We start from the raw sequence: 25823 nt of genomic DNA on the forward strand, positions 1-25823 counted from the left end.
CATCCCCGCCATGGCGTCCCGCGCCAAGCCCCCGGACCTCAAGGCGGTCCCCCTCCCGCCCGGACCGCTCCCAACCTGTCCGACAGTCGGACAGGTTTCCGGGGCCCGGCGGGAGCGGGGGCGTCCCCCAGCCACACCGGCTGGCGCGGCAGGTCCGACAGGCAGCGTCCCGGGGAGCCCGACAGGCCCGGGAGGCCCCCTGCGGTCGTCCAAACCTGTCCGACAGTCCGACAGGTTCGTGCGGTGCGCCTCCATGGAGGGGCCCCAGTCGGGCTCCCACCTGTGCATCCACAGGGACGGAGTCCGTGTCCCGGGGCGTGAGGCAGCGCTTGTTCAGGCGCATCGAGGCGGGGCTCATAGGTCCTGGGCCTCCTCGTAGGTGAGCGCGACGCCATCGCTTTCTCCGGACGGCGGAGCCCATGCGAGCAGCTCGCCGGGCGCGGTGACGATGCGCTCGAAGAGGGCTGGCGGCGTGCCTTCGCGGTGCAGCCGCTGCACGACCACTGAGCGCAGTCCCTCGATGCCCGCGAGCGCGCCGTACACGTCCGACAGTTGCAGGTCCTGTCCCAGCTCCACGCGGTCCGGATCCAGCAGGCCGGGCTCGCGCTCCGGGTCGCGGTCCACGCCCAACCGCAGGCGCGTCTCTTGAAGCACCGCGACCGGATCCGCGCCCTTCACCACGCGCAGCAGCACCCGCAGCCGCACCTCCACGCGCTGCCGGTTGGTCAGGTGCAGCTCCACCTTCGGCGCCACCCGTGCCGCCAGGTGCGCGTGGAGGGCTTCCAGGTCCGACGCGCCAAGGGCCGCTCCTTCTGGCCCGGAGACCACCACCTTCAACGAACGGCGGCGCACGCCGTCCCGGAACACGTTCGCGCGGTGCACTCCGTCGAACACCAACGTCAGCGCACGCACGTCCGAGAGAGACACGGCGCGGTCCATCGCGCCCACCGCCGCGGGCCCTCGCACGCGCGCCAGCGCCGGTGCCTCCGGATCTGTTCCTCCGGCCAGCGGCAACGGGTTGAACGTCTTCTCCACGCACGGATGCGGGCTCGCCATCGCCAGCAGCCGCAGCGCGGCCCGGTTGCCTCCCGTCCCTCTGCCCACGCGGTAGCGGACCCGCACCTCCGCGCCCAGGGGCAACGCCGAACCGTGCTCCCCTTCCCCGAAACGAAGCCTCGCGGCCCCGGCCGGTAGCGGCTCCACCGCGAAGGCCAGCTCATCCGGCGCGGCGTCCAACAACGAATCCACCGGATGCCACGCGCGTCCCCCCACCGTCAGGGACACTTCCGGGCGGCGGCCTCCCGCTCGGCTCGGGTCGCGCAGCCAGGTCACCGGTCCATGCAGCAGCGGCACCGTGCGCAGATCCAGCGCGGGCACGGCGACCTCCTCCACCGTGGAGCCCTCGCTGACGAGCGTGTTGTTGCCCAGCAGCACCACGCGATCCAACGCGTACGCGCGCGACAGCGGCGGCTGGAACGTCACCTGCGTCATCGGCGTGCGCTGACCGGGCGGGACCTCCGTGCGGACGCGCAGCACTCGCAGCGCTTCTCGGTAGAGCCGCTCCGTGCCCTTCGCTCCGCCGGGGCCCAGGCGCTCCACGTCCTCGGCCAGCACGAACCAGTCTCCCGGGCGCACCGGTGGATCCTGCGAGGTGAGCCCGGAGGCATCCGTCAGCGGCGGCAGATAGAGGCTGTCCGTGCCAGATGCCGCCACGCCCAGCGGCCGGGCCACGCCCGCCTCCGCGCCAAAGGCCTGGTCCGCCCGGTTCAGCGCTTCACTGCCCTTGAGGATGACGAGTTGATCCCGCGCCTCCTGGATGAGGCTGTTCACGAAGGCATCCAGGAACGTGACCATCTTGTCCAACCGGACCGCGTGCACGGTCGGATCCTCGTCCGCGCACGGGGCCAGCGCCTCCTCCAGCGCGGCCAGTGCGTCCGCCTGCCGCTTCTGCAAGTTCCGGAGCTGGCGGGCGAGGATCTCCTGCGACTCGGACAACGCGCCGACGGGACGGCCGGGCGGAGGCACGGCCTGCGCCACGACCTTCTGGGCCTCGCACAGTTGTTCGCAGAGCGCGTCCAGCGTGCTCTTGCACGCGGCATCTCCACCCAGGTCCAGCGTCTTCATCAACGACGCCAGCTTGCGAGCATCCTGCTTCGCACGAGCCACCTGCCGTTCCTCCAGTGGACCGTGGCGCTGCACCTCGATGCGCTCCTGGAGCCCCGCGACCACCGAGCCAGGCCCGAAGATTCCGCCCGTGGGCGCCGGAGCCCCGGGCTCACCCGGCTCGCCAGAAGGCGCGCCGGTCCCCCCACCCGTTCCACCCGTGCCCGTTCCCCCGCCCGTCCCGGCTCCAGCTCCGGTCCCTGCTCCAACCGGAGGAGGCAGGAACGCGCGAAGCTCGTTGAGCTCCGGCGACAGGCGCAGCGGCGCGAGCGTCTCGAACACGGCGGCGGTCTCTTCCCCTTCCGCCGCCGAATTCACCGCCGTTCCCGCGGACAGCGTGCCGCGCACGTTCGCCTTGCAGCGAAAGTGCTGGAGCCCCACCGCCGCGGTGCCCGGGCTCGGCCGATAACCGATGTGCCCGAGCAACTTGGAGACGGAGTCCTCCAGCCGCGCGGTGGCGAGGAAGCCCTCCTCCGCCCACGCCTGCTGATACGTCCACAGCACATGCAGCGCGAGCGCCACGCTGTCCAGCAGGCCCCGCCCCAGGTCCACCGAGGATGGCGCCGCGTACGCGAGAGGATTCCACGTGGGCGCCTCGTCCAGCCGGGCGTAGACGATGCGCGCCGACTCGCCCAGCCGGGTGCGGAGCTGATCATGCGTCAGCGCCTGGTGCGTGGAAGGAACGCGACTCATCGCAGGCCTCCGCACACCTGCACGGTGAGGACGCCTTCCGAACCCGGCCAATAACCACCCCGAGCGGTGGCCACCTCGTCCGGTCCAATGGGAATGACGCCCGCCTCCAGCCGCTCCTGCGCGTGGGGCTCCAGCCGGCGGAAGCGCTTCACCCGCACCGCCGTCACACCCGGTACACGCAGCACCGCCTGGTACAGGTCCGCGAGCTGCACGTCGCCGTTCAGGCCAGAGCGGTCCGGATCCAACAGGCCGCCGTCCCCAGCGATGGCGCCCACCACCGCGTCGCGCACCTGGTCGGCCTGCGCATGCGGCTCGGCATCCACCTCCAGGTCCAAGTCGAGCGGCACCCACTTGGGCGGCAGCGCCTCCACGTCCACGCCCAGCAGGCGGATTTCCTCCAGCCGGCTGCGCACTCCAGCCCAGCGGCGAAGCAGCTCGTCGCGGTCGAGTGTGTCCTCGTCGCGCAGCAACACCGTCACGCGGATGACCGTGCGCAGGTCCCGGTCCACGGCGCGCGCCGAAGCCCCCGCCACCTCCGGCATCTGCTGGAGCATCCGCACGTAGTCATCGACCGTGACGGCGGACAGCGGCTGCGACACGCCCGCCGGTGCGCGGTAACGAAGGGAGTCGAGCGACTCCGCGTCGCGTCCCCCCACCGCAGGCAGCGGGTTATCCACGCGCACCAACGCGCGCACGTCGTCCATCGACTGGGCCAGCAGCTCGCCCGCGGACGCGGAGCGCTGCGGATCCAACGGCACCTGGAGCAACCGCGTGAGCACGCCCTCCCCCACGTTGGCCACCGTCCCCAGCCCGACGCGCAGCGACAGTCCCAGCGTCGTCTCCCGAGGCGGCAGCGCGGCGCCGTTGACGCCATCGCCCCAGCGAAGGCTGGCGCCACCCGTGGGCGTCGCGCGCAGCACGAACACCTCATCCCCCGGCCCCTGGACGGACAGGTCGTCCACCAGCGTCCAGGGGTCGTCCTCCACGCTCACCTGGAGCTGGGGTGTCCCGCGCCGCGACGTCTCCTCCGGCAGTGGATACCCGGAGGCCTGGACGCTGACTGGATGGAACGGCAGGGCGAACTCGCGCTCCTCGCTGCCGTCCACCACCGGGGACAGCAACGCGCGCCACTGCGCGAGGCTGCGCGCGAAGGGCTCCGCCGAGTCCGCCTCGAAGCCCTCTGGAAGCGGCGTCACCGGCAGCCCGTGATGCGCGGGCACCACGTTGCCCAGCACCGTCGCGCGAGGCCCGGGCGCGGGGTCTCCCGGTGCCAGGAATACCTCCGGCGCGAACCTGCGCGGGTCCCACCCGACGAAGGTCGTATCGGTGGCGAGCGCCACGGACGTCACTCGCACCACGTGTCCGCCCTCGCCGCGGCCCTGGTAGAGGATCAGCCACCGGCCGGGCTCCAGCTCCGGGTACAGGCCCGCGAGCGTGGCGCCCGTGTCCCCCAACTGCACGGACTCCGCGAGCGTCACGGCCTCCAGCCGGGGGAAGTACGACAGGGGCGACTCGGTGACGAACACCAGCGAGTGCTCGTCCGTGGAGCCATTCGCCACCAGCGTTTCGGCGGGAATCTCCAGCACGCCGCCACCGGTGAGGAACTCCAGCGCGGTGGTGCCGGGCGGCAGCACTGTCAGGTTCAGTTCCTCCAGCCGAGCCTTCACCAGCGCCGCGAGTGCCTCCGGATCCAACCTGAACCGCAGCATCACCGTGGCGGAGAGCCCCGGGTCCGGCACGCAATCCAGCCCGCGTGCGTGGTCCTCCACGGAGCGCCGCAACCGGGCATCCTCCAGGAAGCCCTCCACCACCGCGCGCTCCTGCTGGTACGCCAGCGAGTCCAGCTGCGCGGCCACGGCCTCCAGCAACATGGTCGTGAAGTCCGCGGGCCCCCGGTCCTCCCACGGCGCCATCACCGTGCGGGCCCGCTCCAGCATCACCGCCAGCAGCGACTGCGCGTCGCGGGCCCGGTAGTCCACCAGCGCGCCAGGCGCCGGCCGCTCCGGGGCCGCGAGCCACGGGCGCGGCTGCGGATCCCGCACGTCACAGCCCGGCACCACGTCCGGAGCCCACGCGCCAATGAACGGCGCCGGGTCACGAGGACCATCGCCCGGAACCGGCACGGCCGCGCGCGAGATGGCCGCATCCGGCACCAGCCGCAGGTCCACGGTCTCCGGTGGCGGCAGGCCGCCGGTGAGCAACACGGGAGGGACCTCCGGAGTCCCCGGCGTCCGGTACGGCAGCGGCCCCACCTCCAGGAACGGCGGGGCCGCGCCCTGCGCGAACAGCGCGGGCGATGCGGACAGCTCCGCGTCTGGCTCCAGCACGAAGGGCGCGCCCACGATGGCCGTGAAGAGCGAGTCGTACGCGCGAATCTCCCCGGGTCCCAACCGCAGCCCATGCGCATGCCGGTGCCAGGTGAGCTGCGCGAGCAGCAGCTGCTCCGCCTGGAGCCAGCCCGCGTGCACCGACGTCCAGGCCTCGGTGCGCCGCACCAGCGCCGTGCGCAACCCGCCCTCCAGCTGCAACGCGGTGCCGGTGATGACGAAGAGGGAGCAGTCCTCGACGGCGATCTCCCCCGGCGTGCCCACGTCCAGCACCGGCTCCAGGCCGCCCAGCGGCGCGGCCACGTGCAGGCCCACGACGTCCGCATCCATGGGAAACCCAGGCAGCGTCAGCGGCCCCACGACCGAAGCAGACAGTGCATCCAACGCGACGGAGAGCCAATCCGACCACGCCGCAGCGGGCTGCGCGGACACCGGCACGGGCGCCGCCGACACACGGCTCACCTCCACGTCGCGAACCACCACCGGCTCCAGCGAAGGTCCCCCCAGCACCCGCATGCCCGTGGCGCGCGTTCCGGCGGCGATGTCCTCCACCTGGCCCATGGCCACTTCGATGCTCCGCCCACCCAGCGCGAGCACGCCCATCGGGAACCCGCCCTGCACCCGCTGCACGGTGAAGCCACGCACCTGGAGCGGGCCCACCGAAGCCGCCACGAGCCCGATGCTCCACTGCACCCCGAACGCGTTCACCTCGCTCACGGACACGTCCACCATGGACAGGCCCTCGCCCTCCTCCCGAGCCACCAGCACCCGTGCGCCGGTCGCGTTCGGCCCGGAGACCTCCGACACCGTGAGCCCGGACAGGTCCGCGCGGGTGAAGCCCGCCAGCTCCAGGCCCACGCCCGTCTCCATGCCCATGACGTTGCTCACCGCCACGTCCGCCCACTGCGAGCGCTGGCAGACCGCCCGCACGCCAAAGGCGTCCCCCACCGTGGCCTTCACTCCGTCCACGGACAGGCCAGTGACGCGGGCCTCGGTCGCCAGGAGCCGGAGCCCCGTCGCCACCTCGCCCTTCGCCTGCGTCACCGTGAGCGAGTCGATGACCACCGTGCCATCCGGCGTCTCCACGCTCACCGCCGCGCAATCCCCCGACGCCGTGGCGTTCACCGTGACGTCCGACACCTCGACCCGTGCCCCCAGGAGGACCACCCCGGCGTCCACCGCCACCACCGTCACGCTAGACAGGCCGGTGACGAGCCCCGTGACTTCGAGCGTCCCGCCGTCGAGCCGCAGCGTCACGCCCGGCCCCCCCGTGAGCCGCAGCGCGTGCGCGGGCGTGCCGACGACGAAGTTCGTGGTGAGCACGCCTTCGCCCACGGGCAGCATCCACTCCACCTCGCCCGGCGGCGTGGTCTCCAACGTGGCCTGGGCCTCCGCGAGCGACGCCTCCAGTGGCAATGTCAGGACCCGCGCGCTCACGGCGGCGCCTCCAGGTCCCGGCGGAACAGCTCCGCGTGCTCCTCACCCGTCGCCAGCAGCGTGTAGAGGATGTCCACGTAGAGCGTCGCGTCCTCGGCGCTCACCTTCACCGCGTCCAGGCGCACCTGGTCGCGCATGAACTCCTGCACGTTGAGGCGGATGACGTACTCGGCCGTGGCGGCGGCCTCCGGGCTCGCGGCACCGAACACCATCCGCTGCACGCCGCACCCGAAGCGCGGCCGGTTCACCCGCTCCCCGGGCAGCGTGAAGAGCAGCTGCTCCAACTGCTGGCGGATGACCTGCGAGGGCCCCACCGTGCGCGGCGTGCCCAGGTCTCCCAGTTGGAAGGGGAAGTACAGGCCGCGTCCCATCACGCCACCCCGTTGAGCGCGTCGCGCGCCAGGTCCACGTCCACTTCGTAGCGAGCCAGCGCCTCCGCCCACACCCAACGGTGCCGGGCGCCGCGCACGTACCAGGTGCCATCCATCAGCTTGCCCGCCCCCACGAGCCCCACCGGACGCCGGGCGCGGAGGATGCGCTCGTAGCGCAGGCCCTGCACCGTGCCGTTCGCCTCCGCGAGCCAGTCCGCCTCGCGGTAGTCCGACCACGCCAGGTTCTCCACCTCCGGCACGTCGTGCGGCACGTCCACGTACTGCAGGCCCACCGCCTTCGTCTGGGGCCGCTTCGGCAGCACCGCCGCCATGCGCGCCTTCAGGATGTCCGCGCGGCCGGTGGGCCCCATGCGAGGAAAGCGAGGCGCCGTCACCGTGGCGGAGCGGATCCGCCGGGTGCGCTCGTCGATGTGCTCCCCGTGCAGCTCCGTGGGGCGGTGGCTCTCCCAACGCGCCTTGAGCTCGATGACGGACGGCGTGGAGCGAGGGATGAGCGACAGGTCCGGCTGCTTCGGGCCGTCCGGCCGGGGCAGGTGGAAGTGGCCCACGCTCTCCGGCGCCGCGTTGGCGCCCGCGCCCACCGGCCCCGGCTTGCGCTCCACGAAGGCCTCATAACCGTTGCGCCGCGCGAGCCACCGGAGGAGCGACGCGTCCGTGCCACGCTGGAGCACCACCGCCCGCGCCGGGTCGCGCACGGGCGCCGTCTCCTGCACGTCCAGCGCGAAGCCATATTCCCCATACACCTGCCGCACGATGCCCGCGTCGGACAGGCCGCTGAACGAGCGCGTGCGCTCCTCCAGGTGCATCAGGCACGACGCGTCCAGCCCGTACACCTCCAGCGACGAGTCCGGCACGCGCGAAGGGCCGAAGTACGGCTCCACCGCGGTGATGTAGCCGTCGAACACCACGTCCTGCACGTCCGGCGCCTCGCTGTCCGGAGCGCCCAGCCCGAAGCTGATGGTGACGCGCTTGAGCAGCGCGAAGCGCCCGTCCGCCAGCGCGTCCCAGTCCCCCGAGTCCGTGGGCGCCATGTCCAGGGACAGGTGGAAGGACGACGCGTCGTCGGTGCGCTCATCCACCTCCAGGCGCGACACCCGGCCACGGGCGTCCGTCATGGGCAGCCCGTCGATCCACAGCTGGAGGAACGCCGCGCGCTGCTCCGCCATCAGGGCTTCTCCGGGATGAACAGCACCGTGCCCGGCTCCAGGAGCGCCTCGGGCTCGAAGGTGGGGTTGGCGTCCACGATGCGCCACGCCTGGAACGGGTCGCTGAAGTAGCGCTGCGCGAGCAGGTCCAACCGGTCCCCCGCCACCACCTTGTGCAACAGCGACGTGGGCACGCGCGGCGCCACGCGGGGCACGTACAGCGACACCGTGGAGCCCTCCGGGCCCAGCGGCACCGCGTACGTCGGCAGGTCCTTGTGTCGCGAGGAGGGGTCGCTCATGGCCGTCTCTTCAGCTCGCCCCGTCGAGCTTCACCTGCGGCGCCAGGGCCTGCGCGATGAGGGTGCTCGCGTCCGCGCCCTTCACCGCCGCCAGGTCCTCCATCCGCAGGCGCTGGTCGCGCAGGTTCGCGAACGCCTGGGCCACCTTGTTGTTCGCCGCGTTCTCCCCCACCTCCAGGATGCGCATGCGCAGGTCCACCTCCGCGCGCAGCGGGAATAACGCCGGGTCGAATCGCTGCTCCACGATGGTCATCCCGGTGATGACCACCGGGAAGGTGCGCGGCCCCAGCATCAAGAGCAGCTCCGTGGGGTTGAGCGAGACGAGCTTCGTCGCGGGCTTCTTCTCCTCGTCCCCTGTCTGGTCCTTGCCCAGCGCCATGCCCTCCAGCACGGCCAGCTCCGGCAGCACGCCCTGGACGCCCTCCCCCACGGTGTCCCGCAGCAGCGCCTCCGTCACGTCGAAGACGAGCTTGAGGGCAATCGTCTCGCTCTTGGCGTGCAGGCCGCCGCCGCGCTGGCCGTCGGTGAGGATCTTGGTCTGCTCGGGCGTCTTGCCGGGCTTCGTCTCCCACTGGCCCGCGCGCGTGCGCGTCACCGTCTCCGGGTTGTACTGGAAGCGCAGCGCGATCACTCCCGGCTCGGCCTTCGGGTCGGCGGACGACGGCGGCAGCGTCACCAGCATGCCCTTCTGGAGCTGCTGGTCGAACGCGATGAGCGTCGGGTCCAGGTTGCGCGTCATCCGTTGCCCCGGGCGCCGGCCGGCTCGCGCTGGGCGAGGCTCCGGGCAATGGCTTCGTTGTTCTTGTCCATCAGCGCCACCATCGTCTGGGTGAACAGCTTCACGAACTCCTTGGGGTCATCCGGCACGCTGCGCAGCATCCACGCGAGCTCACGCTCCATCTCGCGACGGGTGAGTCCGACCTGTCCTTGCACCGGGGGTGGGGCCATGGCGTGTGCGTCCTCTCGTCAGCTCCAGCCATCCACCAGCGGACGGCCTTCCAGCTCGTTGCGAAGCAGCTCCAGGTAGCGCCACCGCCGGGCCCTCGGCAGGGACAGGATGTCCGCCTCAGACCAGTGGTAGTGGAAGGCCAGCACGTGCACCTCTGTCTCCAGCCGCGCCGCCCCGCCCCGCAGCTCGCGAGCCAGCAGCGCGAACGGATCCAGCTCCAGCTCCAACCACGCGGAGCACCTCGGACAGCGCGCCAGCAGCCCCAGGTCCGGCGCGGACGTGCCGTCCGCCAACGCCAGCGCCACCGCGTGCCGTGAGCGCGCGGGCAGCGCCAGCCACGCGGAAGGGCTCAGCGCCTGCCCGTCCACCACCACCAGCCGCGACCACATGAGCGCGGACCGCTCCGCCCGCGTGCCATGCGCCTCCGCGAGCAGCGCGTCGTCCTCGCCCGTGGGCTCACGCACCTCCGCCCGTCCCTCCGGCAACGCCACGGTGAGCACCTCCGGCGCCGCGTCCACCCGCTCCGGTGAGAGCGCGGAGAGCCGCACGTCCACGTCCGCCATCGCCTCGCATCCGGGCGCCGGGCAGCGCGCCACCAGCGCGACGCGGTCCCCGTACATCCGGGCCCGCAGGTGCAGCGCCAGGTGGTGCCGGTCTCCGCGCGTGAGGCAGGCCGCCAGCTCCGCGTCCACGCGCGGGTAGTCCCCCAGCCGTCCCAGACACGCCGCCAGCCACCCGCTCACCGCGCGCGGGCCGGGACGCTCGCCGGCCTGGGCCAGCGCCCACTCCTCGCGGCCGGTGAGCGGGCGCAGCTCGCCCAGGCGGTGACAGCGGCCGTCCTCGTCGAAGAGGCCGTGCGGCAGCAGCACCGGGATGGGAGGTTCCAGGAGCACGTCAGACCACCGGCTCCAGCGTGAAGCCCTCGTGCTGGACCTCCAGTTGCTCGATGATGATCTCGTTCGCCTCCGCGGCCAGCTCCGACATGGCGGTGAACTTCGAGACCCACGCGTTGCGCAGCACGAACTTCTTCACCGCGCGGTTGAAGTCCAGGTCGAAGACCAGGATCTCCACGGTGCGCCGGAAGTCCGGCTCCGCCGCGCGGAAGCCGGGCGTGGCCTCATGGCGGATGAGCTGGGTGGCCCAGTCCCGGAACGTCGTGTCCTGGGTGAGGCCCGCCTCCAGCGTGAGGGGCTCGTAGTGCACGCGGCCCGGGGACAGCTCGTCCACGGAGGACGGGCTGTTGCCGGAGCGGAACTTCACCACCTCCACGGTGCCGGTGAGGCCGGAGATCTTCCGGCACGCGGCCACCTCGATGTTGTTGAAGAGCACGCGGAAGTTGAAGTTGCGGTACGGGTCGCGCTTCGTGGATTCGACGAATCGGGGCATGGCTTCACTCCTCGAATGGAGACGTCAGGGCGCCGGGAGGCTCGTCGTGGGCGTGGACAACACGGGCCGGGGCACCGGCTCCCAGCCCTCGTGGGTGAGCTCCAACGTCAGGAGCGCCACCTCGCCCGCCATGGCGTCCAGCTTGGGCAGGGCGTGGAGCTTGCTCACCCACGCGTTGTGCACGTGGAAGCTGCGGATGCGCGCCGCCATGCCTCCGGGCGGGGGCACGTCCGTGGGGTGCGCCCAGGCGTCCCACACGTCGAGGAAGAGGTCGCGCTTCACCGGCTCGCCGGGCGCCTTGCCGGTGCGCGCGAACTCCAGCACCGCGCGCGCCCAGCGCTCCAGCGTGTCGTCCAGCGCCAGCCCCTGCTCCAGCACGAGCGGCTCCCAGTTCACCTTGTGGGGCTGGGCGTAGCGGTGCAGGTTGTTGCCGCCCTCCCAGGTTTCGTACGCGCCCACGCTGACGGACAGGCCGGACACGGTGCGCACTCCCGCCACGTAGTCGCCGGCCGCGGACGTGCTCATCCGGAGCCGGAACTGGAAGGTCCGCAGCGGGTTGCGGGCGTTGGCGGGGACGGGCGTGGGCATCAGGCCGCCAGCAGGCTCTTCTGGCTGATTTCGATGACCACGAACTCCGCGGGCTTCAGCGGCGCGAACGCCACCTGCGCGGTGACGATGCCCGCGTCCACGTTCTCCTGCGGGTTGGTGCTCCGGTCGCAGACGACGCTGAAGGCCTCCTCGGGCGTGCTGCCCTGGAACGCGCCCTGCCGGAAGAGCCCCAGCATGAAGGACTCGATGGCGACGCGGATGCGGCCCCAGAGCTCTTCGTCATTGGGCTCGAACACCGCCCACATCAGGCCGCGCCGCAGGGACTCCTTGAGGAAGAGCGCGGTGCGGCGCACCGGGATGTAGCGCCACTCGGGTTCCGGCCCCAGCGTGCGCGAGCCCCACGACACCAGCCCCACGCCGGGGAACTGGCGCAGGCAGTTGAGGCTCACCGGGTTGAGCAGGTCCTGCTCCGCGTCGATGACGGGGTACTGGAGGCCCAGCGCGTTGGCGAGGGACGCCTCGATGCCGGCGGGCGCCTTCCACACGCCGCGAGTGGTGTCCGTGCGCGCGAAGAGGCCCGCCACGTGGCCGGACGGCGGCACCAGTCGCGTGGGGTTGCGGCCCACGCCCACGGGGTCCGCCACGCGGATCCACGGGTAGAACATGGCCGAGTTCTTCGAGCGTGAAGGCAGTCCCTCCACGAACTGCTTCGCGTCGTCCGGCACCACCGCGAAGTCCTTGTCCACGCCGCCGGGTCCGTCCGCGAGGAAGAAGCAGTCGCCCCGGTTGTCGCAGTACGCGACGCCCACGGCGATGAACGACACCTCGTTCTTGCCGGGCAGCGCCACGATGTTGACGTCCTCCGTGTCCAGCGCGTGCAGGCCCGTGCGCAGCTTCGCGTCGCCCGCGAAGTCGGACGTGTCCAGGAGGCCCGCGCCGTCGTCACCGCCCAGAAGCCGCAGGTTCGTCACCGCCGCCGGACGCACGACGGGGTTCGCGGGCGAGTCGTCCGAGTAGCCCCGGGCGCGCGGCGCGAAGCCCAGCTGCCGGAGCATGGTGGGCACCGTGGGCTGGAGCGTTTCGCTGATGGAGAGCTGGAGCCCGTCGAAGGACTCCGCGCCCATGCCCGCCGTTCCAGCGGCGGCGGTGCCAGTGAAGCCGGTGGCGGAGAGCGACAGCGTGGAGGTGCCCGCCGCCGTGGCCAGGCCCGTGATGACGGTGTTGCCCTGCGCGTCCGTCACCACCGACGCGACCCTGCCGGCCAGCGCCACGCTCAGCGAGTGGTTCAGCTCCGCGGGAGTCACCGCACCAGCGTTGGCCGCCAGGATGGGGATGGGCACCACCGTGGTGGCGCCCGGCGGTCCCACGGTGACCTTGGCGTCCTCCGGGTCCAGGTCATACGTCGCACCCGCGGGCTTGGGGATGGTGAGCGTGGGCCCGGTGGCCACCTTCAGCGAAATCTCCGGCGAGTCCGTGCCGCTGATGACGAAGGTGTTGGTGAGGCCCGCCGCGGTGACGGCCTGGGAGAGGAAGGCCTTGAGCTCCGTGGCGGTCAGCTGCACGCGGCCGTTGACGAACGCGGCGCCCGGCACGGCGGCCACCACCAGGGCCTGGGTGATGGGGACGTCCAGCACCGTGCGGGGCAGGTCCGGCTGGGCCTCGTCCCAGGTGGAGACCTGGAGCTTGCCGCCGTCATAGAGGCTGTACTTCGTGCTGGCCAGCACGGCGGCCTTGAGCCGGGGAGGCACGCCCGGGACGAGCACCGCGCCGGGCGCCCGAGCGGCCAGCGCCACCTGGAACTCGTCGCGCACGCGAATGTAGCGGGAGATGTCGTTGATGCGGTCGCCGACGTAGTCCTCGCTGGACGGGTCCATGCGCACGTCCTCGAACGCCTCCAGGCGTCGCGTGGCCCCGGCCTCCGTCCACGTCACCTCCACGCGGAACGCCTCGCTGGGGAAGTTGATGGAGTCGCTCACGTTGACGCGGAGGTAGTCGGACCACTCGCCCGCGCCTCGCGCCAGGAACGTGAGGGCGCTGAGGCTGCCGCCCGCGCGTGAGGCCAGGGGCGCGGACACGCCGCCCACCGCGTCGGAGGGCAGCACGCGCACGACGTAGGCGCGCCGTCCTCCCGAATCGAAGAAGGCCTCCACCGCCTGCGCGACGAGGCCCGCCTCTCCGGGCTCGTGGCCACCAAAGGCCCGCTCGTAATCGGCGAAGCCGGTGACGAACTGAGCCAGGGCCGGGATGCCTCGCGCCGTGCGGCCGACGAACGCCGCCGTGGACGTGCCCACCCCTTCGATGGGGCGCGCACCGGCACTGATCTCCTCGACATAGACGCCTGGATGCAGTCGCTCAGCCACGTTCATCCTCCTGGTTTCAGATGGTCCCGCGCCTGGCGGTATCGACTTCGGTGACGGATGTTCCCGGGTGGCCGCTGGCGCCTCGCGCTGCGCCCCGCGCGATGAGGTCCAGCTGGGGCGTCTCGACGAGGCGGGCGGTGGTGCGCGCGTTCGGCTCGTCCATCAGCGCGGAGACCCGGTAGTCCACGCAGCAGCGGTACAGGTGGTTCAAGAGGTCGTCGCGGCGGCGCAGCTGCGTCTGGAAGAAGAAGCACTCCTCCTGGAACACGAGCGTGCGGCCCCGGGCCCAGGCGCCCTCCACGGGGCGGCTGAGCGTCACGGTGTCGCCGTCCAGCCCCAGCACCAGCGCCTGGAAGCGCTGCTTGCCCACGCGGTAGCCGTCCTCGCTCGACCCCAGCACCACCACGTCGCCGGGCTTGAGGCGCGAGGCCGCGGTGACAGAGCGGCGCAGCGCGGGGTCCAGCGGCCCCACGGGCTCCGCCACCAGGTGCACGTGGTCCACCGTGAAGTCCAACGGCGTGCCCGCCTGCGCCCCCAGCGTGAGCACCATGTCGCTCGCGGCGACGGTGACGCCCGGCGCGGCGACGGGCGGCGCGGGAGTGGCGTCCACGTCCTGGAGCGGCTGCGGCGCCCCATCCGCCGACAGCCACACCACGCCCTCCCCCGCCTCCAGCCGCGCGTGCAGCACCACGCCGGCCTCCAGCCGCTCCGCCGGAAGCCGCCAGCGCGTCTCCGCGACCTGCGTCCCGGGGGCCTGCGCCAGCGTCGCGGTGGCCACCACCTCGCCCATGAGCCGGGTGTCCACCTGCACGTAGCGGACGATGAGCCGCAGCACGGGCTGCCCCTGCGCCATCAGCACGGCCACCGGCAGCGTCTGCGCATCCACTGCGCCAGCGGCGACGCTCAGCCCCAGCGACAACGCCAGCCCGTCCGGGGCCGGATTGTCGGCGTGGAAGGGGTCGGGCACGGCCGGCATGGGGTAGACGAGGACGGAGGCGGTGCCGGTGCCGGACAGGCGCAGGCCGTCGGTGCCGGGCAGGAAGGACGCGCCGGGCGTCAGGTCCACACGTCCGCCGCGCGCGCGCTCCAGGTTCTGGTCGCTGGCCTCCAGGTGCACCAGGGACAGGACCGTGGTGGGCTCACCGCGCGTCAGCAGGCGCACCGTCGTGGCGCCTTCGGGCACGTCCTCGGCCAGCAGCGACGGGCGCAGCACCATCTGCCCACGCGTGGGGATGGAGAGCGCCAGTGTGTCCATGATGGACGCCAGGTCCACCTGCGAGCCCGCCCACAGGTCCACCTGCACGTCGATGGCCATGGCCTTGGGCGCGCGGATCTTGCTGAGGAACACCCGGCCCTCTTGAGAACGCTCCGGAGGCTCCAGGCCCAGTGCTCCTTCGATGCCGCCGGTGACGGGCAGCACCTCCACGCTGGAGCGGAACTCCATGGAAGGGATGCCCGCGTCGGAGCTGAGCGCGAGCCGGCTCCCCTCCACGTCCCAGCGCGCGATGACGGCGGCGAGCGCCTCCAGCAGCAGGGGGTCCGTGAGCGGCGCGCCCGTGGGCTCCTGGAAGAGTCCACCGGTGAGCGCGTCCGCCAGCCGCGCGTTGATGGCGGCGGCGAGCGCGGGGCCGGTCGCGGCGGAGGCAAACGAGCCACCCGGCAGGCCCGTGAGGGTGACGGTGGCGCGGCCATCCAGGCGCAACTGGAGCGAGCCATTGGGGGGCACGCTGTCCCCGGAAGCGCGAGGCCTGCCGACGAGGTAGCCCGGCACGCGGAAGGTGGCGACGCCCGTGCGGCCGTTCTCGCGCTCGGGTTCGGGGAACAGGCCCAGCGGACCGACGACGGAGAGGAACGGCACGCGCGAAGGCCGGTAGCCCTCATCCACGTAGCCATGCGCGGCGAAGACCCGCACGTCGCCGCTGCGCAAGGCCATACGGCCCTGCCATAACAAGCCGCTGAGGATCTCGCGAATCACGCGAAACGACCCTCCAGGGCAACGCCATGTCTGGTTTCAAGCTGCTGCGTCACGGCACCCCCCGGCACCCCGCAGAAACGCCCATTTCCCGCTGTGACACGCGAAGGGCGGCGACAATGAATCAGGAGCCCGGCCGGCGTCAACACTGCACGCATGTATTGATTTGATATTTTGTGTGTCTATTCTGACGAGTTTCCCATACCGACGGGAGGGTGGATCGTGGTGGTTGTCCGCTGCGTCGCAAACCACCTTTGCCGGAGGAGGAACGGTGGATGCGATTCGAGGAGCTGGTGGCCCTGGCCGCCCAATTGTTCGATGCCTCGGGCGTGGGCGTGATGGTGGTGGGAACGGTGGTGTCCGTGGCGCTCGTCCTCCGGGACGCACGGGGGTCACGGCGGGCGGAGGCGTACCGCCAGCTTCGCCACTACCTGGGCCGCGCCATCCTGCTGGGACTGGAGCTGCTCGTGGCGGCGGACATCATCCGCACGGTCGCGGGGGCGCCCACGCTGCGGCAGGTGATCATCCTGGGCCTCATCGTCCTCATCCGGACCTTCCTCAGCTTCACACTGGAGGTGGAGATCGACAGGCGCTGGCCCTGGCAATCCAAGCCAGCTGACGGGGATGGGCCTGGCCCTCCGCGTGCTTGACCCAACGGGAGGGCATGCGCGGGACGGTAGGGCCCGGCCCTCTGGCTGTCTGTCATTGGTGCCGGCCAGGCGGCAGCCGCGCCTCCGGGCCGGTGTGGATTGCCCGTGGGCGTTGGGGATGCACACCCTCCAGATCAGGCCACTCCCATGGTGGGAAGCGGCGTCACGGGGCCCTGCCTCCAAGCTCGCCGGGAAGGGTCGGGGTCAAAGGAGGCGCGCGTGGAGAGCCCCAGCGCAAGCTTCGACCCGGAGACCATCGAAACCCTCTCCGACGCGCATTCCCGGCTGCTCCTCGAGACGCTGGTGGCGAGCACGCCGGTGGGCCTCGCGGTGGTGGACATGGAGCAGCGCTTCGTCCAGGTCAACGAAGCGCTCGCCGCCATCAATGGCCTCCCGCGCGCCGCGCACCTGGGGCGCAAGGTGCAGGACATCGTCCCGGAGATGTGGCCCACCCTCCGTCCCCAGTATCAGCGCATCCTGGAGGGAGGGAGCGCGCAGACGGTGGAGGTGGTGGGCGCCACATCCAAGGAGGTGGGCGTGGAGCGCCACTTCCTCGTCAGCTACTACCCGGTGCGCACCAACTCCGGGGTGTTGCTGGGCATCGGTGTCATCGTGTCGGAGGTCACCGAACAGCGCAGGGCCCACGACGCGCTTCAGGCCAGCGAGCAGCGCTACCGCTCGCTGGTGGAGGCCATGGCGCAGCCGGTGTGGTCCACCAACGCCCGGGGCGAGGTGGTGGATTCCGCACCGCGCTGGCTGGCCTTCACGGGCCAGACACAGGCGGAGCACCTGGGGCTGGGCTGGCTCTCCGCCATCCACCCGGACGACCGCAAGCGCGTGGTGCGCAGCTGGGTGGAGTCCCTGCGCACGAAGACGTCCTACCACGGCGAGTTCCGCCTGCGCTTCCACGCGGGGGGCTATCGGGACGTCGTGGGCCGGGCGGTGCCCGTGTTCGGGGAGAAGGGCGTCATCCGGGAGTGGGTGTCCACGGCGGAGGACATCACCGAGCGCAAGCAGGCGGAGGCCCAGGCGGAGAACGAGCGCGCGAGGCTGCGCTCCGTACTGACGAGCGCCCCGGCGTCCATCGCCATCCTCTCCGGCGAGCGGCAGATCTTCACGCTGGTGAACCCCCTCTACAAGGTGCTGTCAGGCGGCGTGGACCTGATGGGCGCCTCCATCAGGGATGTCGTGAGCGAACGGGGGATCGAGTACTCGCGGCTCCTGGAGAAGGCCTATCGCCAGGGAGAGTCCTTCATCGAAAAAGAGGTCCCGGTCATCGCCGACTTCCAGGGCGACGGGGTCCAGTCGACGCGGCGGTTCGACGTGGCGTACCAGCCGCTGCGCGACGTGCAGGGCCGCGTGGACTCCGTGCTGTCGTTCGCCGTCGACGTGACGGATCGGGTGGAGGCCCGGAAGAAGCTGGAGGAGTCCGCCGCGTTCCTGAGGAACCAGCAGCAGTGGCTGGAGGCGATGCTGGACCGGACGCCCGTGGCCATCATCCTGGTGGAGCCCGTGACCGGCCGCATCATCTTCGCGAACCAGGCGGCACGGCAGCTGGCCGGCGGCGAGTTCCCCGGAGGTCTGCGGGAGGAGAGCTACATGGGCGGCGCTCACTACTTCACGGACGAAGCGGGCCGGGAGCTGACCATGGAGGAGATTCCCGGCATCCGCGCGGTGATGGGCAGTCCCGTGCACGGAGAGCCGGTCGTCTGGCACACGCCCACGGGGCATTACTCCCTGCTGGTGGAGGCGGGCACGCTCCCCGCCCAGCACGGCCATCCGGAGGCGGTCCTCCTGGCGCTCCAGGATGTCACCGAGCTGAGAAAGACACAGGCGCAGCTCCAGCACGCCGTGTCGCTCCGGGACGAATTCCTGACGGTGGCGTCGCATGAATTGAAGACCCCGCTCACGCCGTTGCAGCTCAAGCTCCAATCCCTGGTCAGGGACGCTCAGACGGAACAGACGCTGGAGTCGCTGCGGGAGCGCGTGGTGAAGACGGCGGAGACCATCTCCGGGCAGATACGAAAGATGACCACGCTCATCAACGACCTGCTGGAGGTGACACAGCTCACGGGCCCCTCCGCGCCGCTGCGGCTGGAGGACGTGGACCTGACGGACGTGGTGCGCGACGCGGTGGAGCGCTTCCAGCCCCAGGCGGCGAAGGCGGGCTGCGAGCTCATCATCCACGCGCCACCCGGTGTCGTGGGCCGCTGGGACCGCCACCGGCTGGAGCAGGTGGCGAGCAGCCTGCTGTCCAACGCGCTGAAATACGGCACCGGCCACCCGGTGACGATTCGCGTGGAGCAGGCCCGCGGCCACGCGCGGCTGAGCGTGAGGGACGAAGGCATCGGCATCGCGCCGGGGAGCCTGCAGGCCATCTTCGAGAAATTCACCCGCGCCGTGTCGACACGCCATTACGGCGGTCTGGGATTGGGCCTCTTCATCACCAGACAGATTGTCGAAGCCCACCACGGCACCCTGCGCGTGGAGAGCCAGCCCGGTCACGGTGCGACCTTCATCGTGGAGCTGCCGTCCCCCTGACCCGGAACACCAGGACCGAGCAGGTCGCCAACCCCATGCATCAGGGCCGCGCCGACCCCATTTCCTGCTCATTCCGCCGGCACGGCTATGTTTCGCATCGCTGTCTGGGTATGATGCCCGCCGGGGGAGCGCGTCCCGCCGGAAGCGGGCCAGAGCGCCAACATGCCCATGCCCAAATTCCTGTCAGTGCACGGCGCCGCCGCCGCGGTCCTGTTGAGCGCCCTGCCCGCCTGGGCCCAGTCCGCCCTGCCCGGCTTTGAATTGGAGCACCTGGAGATAAACCCTGGCCGCGGCACCGCGGTGATGCGCAACGGCGAGCTGCTGGTGCCCGGAGGCATGAGCCTGGGGCTGGTGGGCCAGTATCAGCAATTGCCGCTCGTGCTCCTCAACGGCGAGCGCCGCCTGGAGGCCGTGCGCAACCGCGCGTCCTCCGTCCTGGCGGGCAGCTACGGGGTGCTGCCGTGGCTGGAGGTGGGCGCGCAGGTGCCCGTGGTGTTGTGGCAGCAGGGGGATGATCCCGCGCCCCTGGGCCTGACGCCGCTGGCCTCGCAGGGCCTGGGCACCCCGGAGATACAAGCGCGCCTGGGGCTGTTGTCGCGCCGTGACGAGCACCCGGTGGACCTCGCCATGGACCTGGGCGTGGGCCTGCCCATCGGCAGCGCGGCGGTGCTGGGCCGGGACTCGGGAATTCGCGTGCGCGCCCTGGCCGCCATGGGCACGCAGGTGGGGTTCCTCAAGCCCGCGCTGGAGGCCGGCGTGCTGCTGCGCTCGCGCAACCCTCTCTCCGCGCCGAGCGCCTCCGGACAGATGCTGGAGGTCCGCCTGGGCGCCGGGGTGACGACGGCCGGACAGGGGCTGCGCGGCGAGCTGGCGGTGAAGGCCGCCTTCGCGGCGGACATGGATCAGCCCGCGGTGGAGGTGCTCGGCGGTGGGCGCATCCCGCTGTCGGAGGGCCTGGAGCTGCACGCGCTCGCCGGGCCCGGCCTGGGACGCACGCCGGGCACGCCCATCGCCCGGGTGCTCCTGGGTGTGTCGTTCCGCCAGGAGCCTCCTCCCCGGATGGAGGTGCTCCCGGAGCCCGTGCCCCAGCTGCGCCTGGAGGAGTTCAAGACGCGGCCGGAGTACGTCCCGGACTCGAGCGTGGAGCCGGTGCCCACCCGCGAGCTGCTCCCCCCTGAACCCGCGCCGCGGTCCTCGCCATGACCTTCGAGCCACGCATCGTGCTCGCCGCGTTCGACGGCACCCAGCCGCCTCCGGACAGCGTGCCCGCGTGGCTCGCGCGAAGCTGGGAGGATCCGGACGGCTTCGCCGCCGCGCTCGCTCCCGTCCACGCCGGCCGGAGCACGCCCTTCAAGAGCCGCACCGGCCAGCACCACGACTTCTTCCACGACCTGGTGGCCCGCCACGCCACCACGGACCGCATCGCGCTGCGCGCGTACTCGCGGACGCAGGGCTGGCGCACGCTGAGCTATCGCCAGCTCCAGGAGCAGGCCACGCGGCGGGCCACCGCCTGGGCGGGGCTGGGCGTGAAGCCGGGCGCGAAGCTGTGCCTGATGCTGCCGCCGGGCCCGGAGCTGATGGTGTCGCTGTGCGCCGCGCTGGGCCTGGGCGCGTGCGTGAGCCTCCTGCCGCCCGGGGCCCGCGCCTTCGTGGCGCGCAGGCTGGACGCGCTCGCGCCCCAGCACATCGCCGCGGAGCCGCACCAGGCGCCGCTCCTGGGCAAACACGCCGCGCGGCTCCTGCCGATGCAGACGCAGGTGCCACCCGCGCTCGCGTCGTACACGTACAAGCCAACGGAGCCGGTGGGCCTGCTCTTCTCCCCGCTGGCCAACCCCAGCGACGTGCCCGTGCCGCTCACCGCCGGGGACGCGTGGCGGAGCGCGCTGGTGGACGGGCTGCTGACCTTCGGCCTGTCCCCCGGGGACCACCTGGCCGCTCCGGGCTTCCACCCGCTCCAGCACCTGCCAGCGCTGTACTTCACCACGCTCCTGCGCGGCGCGACGTACCTGCACGTGGAGCCCGCGGACCTGGAAGTCTCTCCCGCGCTGCTCACCGAACACCCGGTGCGCGCCCTGGGCCTCACGCCCGCCGTGCGCGACCTGGTGACCCGCGCGCGGCTTCCGCTCAAGAACGTGGGCCTGTGGTTCAGGGATCCGCAGGCGCCCTTCGACTTCCACGCGTGGCGCGACGCGCTCAAGGCCTGCGGGCTGGCCAGCGTGCCCGGCGGCAACGTGTGCGTGGACCCGGCATGGGGAGGCGCGGTGCTGTGCTCGCACCGGCGCGTGGCGGCGGACGTGCACACGGACATCGCCCCCGCGCCCGGTCGCGCCTGGGCGCTGCGCGACTTCACCGACAGCGGGCAGGACGCCCCGGGAGACACGGGGCTCTTCACCCCGCTGCCAGACGCCGGACGGCCGCCCGCGCACGTCGTCCTGACGCGGGTGCGTGGCCAGTACCACCACTTCGGCGCATGCGAGCCCCGGCGCGAGGGCCGGGTGTTCCTCTTCACGGAGGCCGCGGACGTACTGCGCGAGCCCCCAGGCCCCCGGCTGGACGCGGTGGGGCTGGCCGTGCCGGTGAGCGGCATGGCGGGCGCGTATCGCAGCGTGCTGCTCGTCTTCACCGGAGATTTGCCCCCCGGCGTGGAGGTCAGCGAGGCGGACGTGCGCCGCCGCATCGAACAGGCCCTGGGCACGGACGCGCTGCCGGACCGCATCGAGCGCTTCGCGCTCCACGCTCGGCGCCTGGACGGCCAGCAGGACGGGCCAGTGGATGAAGAGTGGTGCCGTTCGCAGTACCTCACGGGCGCCCTGAAGCTGAAGTCGGGGGACCCCCTGTTCCAGGCGCTCACGTCGCTGCGCGCCCGGGTGGAGTCACGCTGATGGGAATCCAGGTCGTGTCCGGGGCCATGCTCCAGTGCAGCTTCGGTCTGGCGCCCTCCACGCTGTCGGTGCCGCCCGTCAACCAGGTGAACGCCACCGCGCCGGCGGCCACCATCATGGACAACATCCCGGGCATGAACGTGCCGCCCTTCGGCATGTGCCAGTCCATGGCCAACCCCACCGTGGCCGCCGCCACCGCCGCCGCGATGGGCGTCCTCACGCCCATGCCGTGCATGCCCATGCTCCCCGCGCCGTGGACGCCGGGCTCGCCCACCGTACTCATCAAGGGCAAGCCCGCGCTCACCGACAAGTCCATGTGCACCTGCGCCTATGGCGGCATGATCAAGATCAACGTGCCCGGCCAGACGAAGATGCAGGTGAAGTGACTCACGGCAGGGGCACGTAGCGAAGGGGCGCCTCGCGCTGGGGCAGGCGCACCTCCAGCTCCACCACGTCCTCCGCGCTCCAGACGGCGAACAGCTCCACCAGCCGGCCGCAGAGCAGGTCCACCAGCGGCAGCAGCGACGCGTCCATGGGCCCGAAGCCCAGCTGGTACACGTACTTGAAGCCCGCGGCGCTCCGGGCGAAGGGCTTGGACTTCACGGACACCTCCGTGAGGGACGGCAGCAGATCCCTGAAGTGCCGCTGCGTCCGCACGCCCAGCACCTCCAGGAGGAACAGCAGGTCCTCGCGCCCCAGGAACCGCTGCGTGCGCAGCGCCAGCAGCTGCAACAGCGCCTGTTGCCCGTGCTCCACCGGGTTGTCCCCGCCGGGCGCCACCGCGCCCACCAGGCTCCACGGCACGCCTTCCAGGAAGCGGTCCGCCAGCACCGGCCGGTAGCCCCGCGCATCGAAGCGCGGCGGCAGCGGCTGGTGCCACAGGCCGTCCACGCCCAGCCGCACCGGCTTGAGGAACGCGTCCGGCATGTCCAGCGCCAGCCACGACGTGCGCGCCAGGCCCTGGCCTTCGTGCTCCAGCTCGTACGTCTCCGCGCCTCCGGAGATGGCGCCAGGGCGCAGGGGCACCATGCCCTTCGGGCCCAGCTGGTACACGCCCGTGGCCGTGTTCAGCCGGAAGCCCATGGACGGATCCGGGTGCTGCACCGCGTGCCGCTCCTTCGTGCCGTCGTGCTCCACGGGCGCCGCCATCGCGCGCTGCAGGTTCACCACCGGCACCGCGTGCGCCACGAACGAGTCCGGCCCCACCACCAGCTCCGACGGCCAGCGGCCCGACAGGCGCAGCGTCAGCGTGAAGCCCTGCCAGTTGCGAGGGGCCGGCGGGATGCGGGCCTCCAGGAACAGCTCCTGCTGAGGGAAGTGCAGCAGCTGCCGCAGCCGCTGCAGCGGGTGCTCTGACGCCTCGCCCTCCGCCGCCACCGGCCGGGGCGCGCCGAAGCGCACCGGGCCCGAGTGCGCGTCGAAGGGCTTCACCTCGTGCTCCACCGCCCCGTCGTCGAAGCACACGGTGGCGGAGCGCACGGCGCTCTTCAGCTGGAAGAACACCGCCAGGGACGCCCGGAAGTCGTTGAGGTGGTTGATGTGCAGCCGCACCTCGCCCGGCGAGTCATTGCGAGGGAAGCCGCCCTCGAAGACGAGCCGCAGGAGCGCGCCGTCCTCGCCCTGGCGCTCCAGCCGCGCCTGGGTGAGCCGCACGGGCAACAGCCGCAGCGGGGCCAGCGTTCGCAGGGAGAGCGGCCCGGTGGGACCGCCGCCCTGGCCCGGGTTGAGGAGGAAGGGCGTGCCCCGGGGCAGCTCCGCGGCGTCCACGAAGCGCGCGTCCGGCTCCGCGCGGAACATGGCCATGGCGGGGATGGGATTGAGCAGGTAGGCGAAGTGCTGCTGGAACAGCCGCAGCGTGCTCCGCTCCAACGCGCGCTGCCCCGCCCGGCGCGTGCGCGCGGTGAACAGGGCCATGGCCTCCGTGAGCCGCCGCACGTCCGCGTCCTCGCCGTCCAGCGGCGCTGAAGGGTGCAGGGCCGTGTAGCCCAGGCGGAACTTCTCCAGCGCCTGGAGCTCCTCCAGGAACGACGCGTAGAGCGCTTCATCCATCCGCATGGCCTACTCCCCCTCCTGGACGCGCAGGAACATCCGGCCCTCGGTGACTTCAATGAGCTGGGTGTCCTTCTCCAGGGTCCGCTGGATGCGCAGCATCGGCTTCGAGTCCTGATACAGGTGCTGGATGGACGTCTCGCTCTTGTCCGTCTTGCCCAGGAGCAGGTGGTTGCCCTGCGACTCCTTGGGCAGCCGGGCGCCGGGGCGCCACTCCAGGAAGCGGTCCATGCGCGCGTGCTGGTAACCCAGCGACACCAACACGCGCGTCCCCTTGTCCGCGGGGAAGTAGAAGTGCCCGGGCTGCTGGTGCGGCTCATAGGGGCAGCGCACCTCCTTGTCCCACAGGGGCAGCTTCACCCGGTACGACTCCACCGACGTCTCGTCGTCCTGGCGGATTTGATACGTGCGCTCCGGCTCCCCGCCCTCCTCGCTGACCACCCGCCCCTCCGCGAGGAAGGGCCAGCGCGGCGGCCGGAAGCGCGGGCGCCGGAAGGTGGGGTCCGCCGCCTCCTCCAGCGTGGCCTTCAGCGTCAGCTGGTAGTCGTTGGCGGTGCTGTCCGGGTCGTGCGCGGCGTCCTCCTCCACTGCGCGCGCGTCCAATTCCAGCGTGTGGAGCCGGTACTGCTTGCCGTGCGTCGCGGCCTGCGTGCTGAAGTCCCCCAGCGTGTAGAGGCCGTTGAGCACCAGTGACGCGCGGGGGTAGCTCGCGAAGGACAGCCGCAGCTCCGGGCCCTCCAGCTGCTGGCACTTCGTCTCCAGCGTCACCCGGTCCGTGAGCGTGCCCTCCAGCGTGGAGGTGACCAGGCATTCGGTGAGGACACCCGCGATGGCGTCCGCGTTCTCCACCGCCTTGCGCTTCGTGCCGGCGTCCACGTAGCTGTTGAGCACCGACAGCGCGTCCCGCCGGGGCTCCGGGTAGCGCAGGTCCACCTGCTTCACCTCGTCGCGGGTGAGCACCAGCGCCTCGCCGCCTTCGGGCTTCGCGTCCGCGAGCGTGTACTTCCCCTCCGCGTAGTCCAGGAACATGCCCGCGTGCATGCGCGCCTGCACCCAGTGCAGGAAGTCCAGGAAGCTGGCGCCGGAGTCGTCGTCCGCGCCCAGCCCCAGCGCGTGCAGGCCGTGCTTCGTCCCCGCGGCCTCCCATTCGTAGGCCACGTCCAGCCCCCCGGGCGTGTTCGCCTGGATGACCGCTTGCAGCGTCTCATCCACCCACACGCCGCTGGGGAAGTGGCGGCGCCACAGCATCGCGGCGGGGTCCACCAGGCGGATGCGGTAGCGCCGCTGCATCACCGGCGCGTCCTTCACGTTCGCCAGCGAGCGCTCGCGCACGTGGCGCTCCTCCACCCGCCCGATGAGCTTCAGCGGCAGGGCCTCCGCGCCCTCGCGCCCCTCCGACTGCGCGCCGTAGCGGCGGTCCACGGTCAGCGTCGCCGTCAGCGGCTTCGTGTCGGTGAAGGGAGTGAAGAGCGTGTCCTCGTCACCGCTCTCCTTGCAGAGCACCCACCACTCCACCTGCGCCTCGAAGCCGTAGGAGCGCGCCTTCACCGACAGGCGCTTGATGCTGCCCGCGGGCAGCGTGAAGGCCTCGTCGCCGGCCTTGAGGTCCAGCGTCACCTTCAGCTGTTCGGTGAACTTCATGGGTCGTCCTCCCCAGCTGCCTCTTCCGGGGGCCGTTCGCGCAGGCGGCGCGAGCCCGGGTCCAGGAGCAGGTCCATGGGCTCGTGGGAGCTACGCAAGAGCAGGCGCACCACCAGGCCGGGCGCGCCGCCAGTCGCGGCGGGCGCCTCGTCGATGGACACCACCTCCACGCGCGGCTCGTAGCGCGACAGCGTCTCGCGGATCTCCGCGCTCAGGCCCGCGAGGCGCTCCGCGTCCGAGCGGAACCCCGTCTCCGTCAACCCGAAGCCGGGCAGCACGGAGGCCGCGCCCCGCTTGGCCTGAAGCAGGTGGCCCAGGTTGCGAAGCACGGCTTCACGAGGCGTCTCCACCACCCCCAGGAACTTCCGGTGCAGAAAGCCCACGGTCC

Annotated in this window: 20 protein-coding genes; 5 read left to right on the forward strand and 15 right to left on the reverse strand. The window is 71.9% G+C overall.

Annotation, left to right across the window (positions count from 1 at the left end):
* Positions 1 to 354 precede the first annotated feature (354 nt).
* The 12 genes from D7X30_RS26060 to D7X30_RS26110 are packed head-to-tail and all read right to left on the reverse strand — an operon-like array spanning position 355 to position 15675.
* Complete coding sequence (locus D7X30_RS26060; RefSeq protein ID WP_120565667.1) at positions 355 to 2856, reverse strand: hypothetical protein; 2502 nt, start codon at positions 2854 to 2856, stop codon at positions 355 to 357.
* Positions 2853 to 6620 carry a baseplate J/gp47 family protein gene (locus D7X30_RS26065; protein ID WP_120565668.1) on the reverse strand — a complete coding sequence of 1256 codons (3768 nt, stop codon included), beginning with the start codon at positions 6618 to 6620 and terminating at the stop codon, positions 2853 to 2855. The genes D7X30_RS26060 and D7X30_RS26065 overlap by 4 nt, the downstream gene beginning before the upstream one ends.
* Positions 6617 to 6991 (reverse strand): GPW/gp25 family protein, encoded by a 375-nt coding sequence (locus D7X30_RS26070; RefSeq protein ID WP_121715548.1) that lies wholly within the window; start codon positions 6989 to 6991, stop codon positions 6617 to 6619. Before D7X30_RS26070 ends, D7X30_RS26065 begins: the two co-directional genes overlap by 4 nt.
* A complete protein-coding gene (locus D7X30_RS26075) occupies positions 6991 to 8178 on the reverse strand; it encodes a phage late control D family protein (RefSeq protein ID WP_120565670.1) in 1188 nt (395 codons plus the stop codon). The genes D7X30_RS26070 and D7X30_RS26075 overlap by 1 nt, the downstream gene beginning before the upstream one ends.
* Complete coding sequence (locus D7X30_RS26080; protein ID WP_120565671.1) at positions 8178 to 8456, reverse strand: tail protein X; 279 nt, start codon at positions 8454 to 8456, stop codon at positions 8178 to 8180. The genes D7X30_RS26075 and D7X30_RS26080 overlap by 1 nt, the downstream gene beginning before the upstream one ends.
* Before the next feature lie 10 nt (positions 8457 to 8466).
* Positions 8467 to 9195 carry a hypothetical protein gene (locus D7X30_RS26085; RefSeq protein ID WP_120565672.1) on the reverse strand — a complete coding sequence of 243 codons (729 nt, stop codon included), beginning with the start codon at positions 9193 to 9195 and terminating at the stop codon, positions 8467 to 8469.
* Positions 9192 to 9404 (reverse strand): hypothetical protein, encoded by a 213-nt coding sequence (locus D7X30_RS41720; protein WP_147443306.1) that lies wholly within the window; start codon positions 9402 to 9404, stop codon positions 9192 to 9194. The genes D7X30_RS26085 and D7X30_RS41720 overlap by 4 nt, the downstream gene beginning before the upstream one ends.
* Before the next feature lie 18 nt (positions 9405 to 9422).
* Positions 9423 to 10298, reverse strand: a complete 876-nt coding sequence (locus D7X30_RS26090) for a hypothetical protein (protein ID WP_120565673.1) — start codon at positions 10296 to 10298, stop codon at positions 9423 to 9425.
* Between the two features lies 1 nt (position 10299).
* Complete coding sequence (locus D7X30_RS26095; protein WP_120565674.1) at positions 10300 to 10791, reverse strand: phage tail protein; 492 nt, start codon at positions 10789 to 10791, stop codon at positions 10300 to 10302.
* Between the two features lie 24 nt (positions 10792 to 10815).
* Positions 10816 to 11379: a phage tail protein gene (locus tag D7X30_RS26100; protein WP_120565675.1), complete on the reverse strand. Its 564-nt coding sequence runs from the start codon at positions 11377 to 11379 to the stop codon at positions 10816 to 10818.
* On the reverse strand, positions 11379 to 13700 hold the full coding sequence (locus tag D7X30_RS26105) for a phage tail sheath subtilisin-like domain-containing protein (RefSeq protein ID WP_158619387.1): 2322 nt from the start codon (positions 13698 to 13700) through the stop codon (positions 11379 to 11381). Before D7X30_RS26105 ends, D7X30_RS26100 begins: the two co-directional genes overlap by 1 nt.
* 16 nt (positions 13701 to 13716) lie before the next feature.
* A complete protein-coding gene (locus D7X30_RS26110) occupies positions 13717 to 15675 on the reverse strand; it encodes a hypothetical protein (RefSeq protein WP_147443307.1) in 1959 nt (652 codons plus the stop codon).
* Positions 15676 to 15947: 272 nt separating this feature from the next.
* Here D7X30_RS26110 and D7X30_RS26115 point away from each other — a divergent pair, with 272 nt between their 5' ends.
* The 5 genes from D7X30_RS26115 to D7X30_RS26135 all read left to right on the forward strand — a co-directional run bounded on the left by D7X30_RS26115 (position 15948) and on the right by D7X30_RS26135 (position 22131).
* Positions 15948 to 16322: a DUF1622 domain-containing protein gene (locus D7X30_RS26115; RefSeq protein ID WP_120565678.1), complete on the forward strand. Its 375-nt coding sequence runs from the start codon at positions 15948 to 15950 to the stop codon at positions 16320 to 16322.
* 219 nt (positions 16323 to 16541) lie between these two features.
* Entirely contained in the window at positions 16542 to 18863 is a 2322-nt protein-coding gene (locus D7X30_RS26120) for a PAS domain-containing sensor histidine kinase (RefSeq protein ID WP_158619389.1), read from the forward strand.
* Positions 18864 to 19025: 162 nt separating this feature from the next.
* Complete coding sequence (locus D7X30_RS26125) at positions 19026 to 20066, forward strand: hypothetical protein (RefSeq protein WP_147443308.1); 1041 nt, start codon at positions 19026 to 19028, stop codon at positions 20064 to 20066.
* Positions 20063 to 21745 carry an AMP-binding protein gene (locus tag D7X30_RS26130; RefSeq protein WP_120565681.1) on the forward strand — a complete coding sequence of 561 codons (1683 nt, stop codon included), beginning with the start codon at positions 20063 to 20065 and terminating at the stop codon, positions 21743 to 21745. The genes D7X30_RS26125 and D7X30_RS26130 overlap by 4 nt, the downstream gene beginning before the upstream one ends.
* Positions 21745 to 22131 carry a DUF4280 domain-containing protein gene (locus D7X30_RS26135; RefSeq protein ID WP_120565682.1) on the forward strand — a complete coding sequence of 129 codons (387 nt, stop codon included), beginning with the start codon at positions 21745 to 21747 and terminating at the stop codon, positions 22129 to 22131. The genes D7X30_RS26130 and D7X30_RS26135 overlap by 1 nt, the downstream gene beginning before the upstream one ends.
* Before the next feature lies 1 nt (position 22132).
* Here D7X30_RS26135 and D7X30_RS26140 read toward each other — a convergent pair whose 3' ends face one another.
* Genes D7X30_RS26140 through D7X30_RS26150 form a run of 3 tightly spaced genes read right to left on the reverse strand, consistent with a single transcriptional unit; the run spans position 22133 to position 25818 of the window.
* Positions 22133 to 23800 carry a type VI secretion system baseplate subunit TssF gene (locus tag D7X30_RS26140; RefSeq protein WP_120565683.1) on the reverse strand — a complete coding sequence of 556 codons (1668 nt, stop codon included), beginning with the start codon at positions 23798 to 23800 and terminating at the stop codon, positions 22133 to 22135.
* Positions 23801 to 23803: 3 nt separating this feature from the next.
* Positions 23804 to 25435: a hypothetical protein gene (locus D7X30_RS26145; RefSeq protein ID WP_120565684.1), complete on the reverse strand. Its 1632-nt coding sequence runs from the start codon at positions 25433 to 25435 to the stop codon at positions 23804 to 23806.
* Positions 25432 to 25818 carry a GPW/gp25 family protein gene (locus D7X30_RS26150; RefSeq protein WP_120565685.1) on the reverse strand — a complete coding sequence of 129 codons (387 nt, stop codon included), beginning with the start codon at positions 25816 to 25818 and terminating at the stop codon, positions 25432 to 25434. Before D7X30_RS26150 ends, D7X30_RS26145 begins: the two co-directional genes overlap by 4 nt.
* Positions 25819 to 25823 lie beyond the last annotated feature (5 nt).

Origin of the sequence: Corallococcus sp. AB011P, assembly GCF_003611605.1 — a bacterium.
Taxonomy (GTDB): Bacteria; Myxococcota; Myxococcia; order Myxococcales; family Myxococcaceae; genus Corallococcus; species Corallococcus coralloides.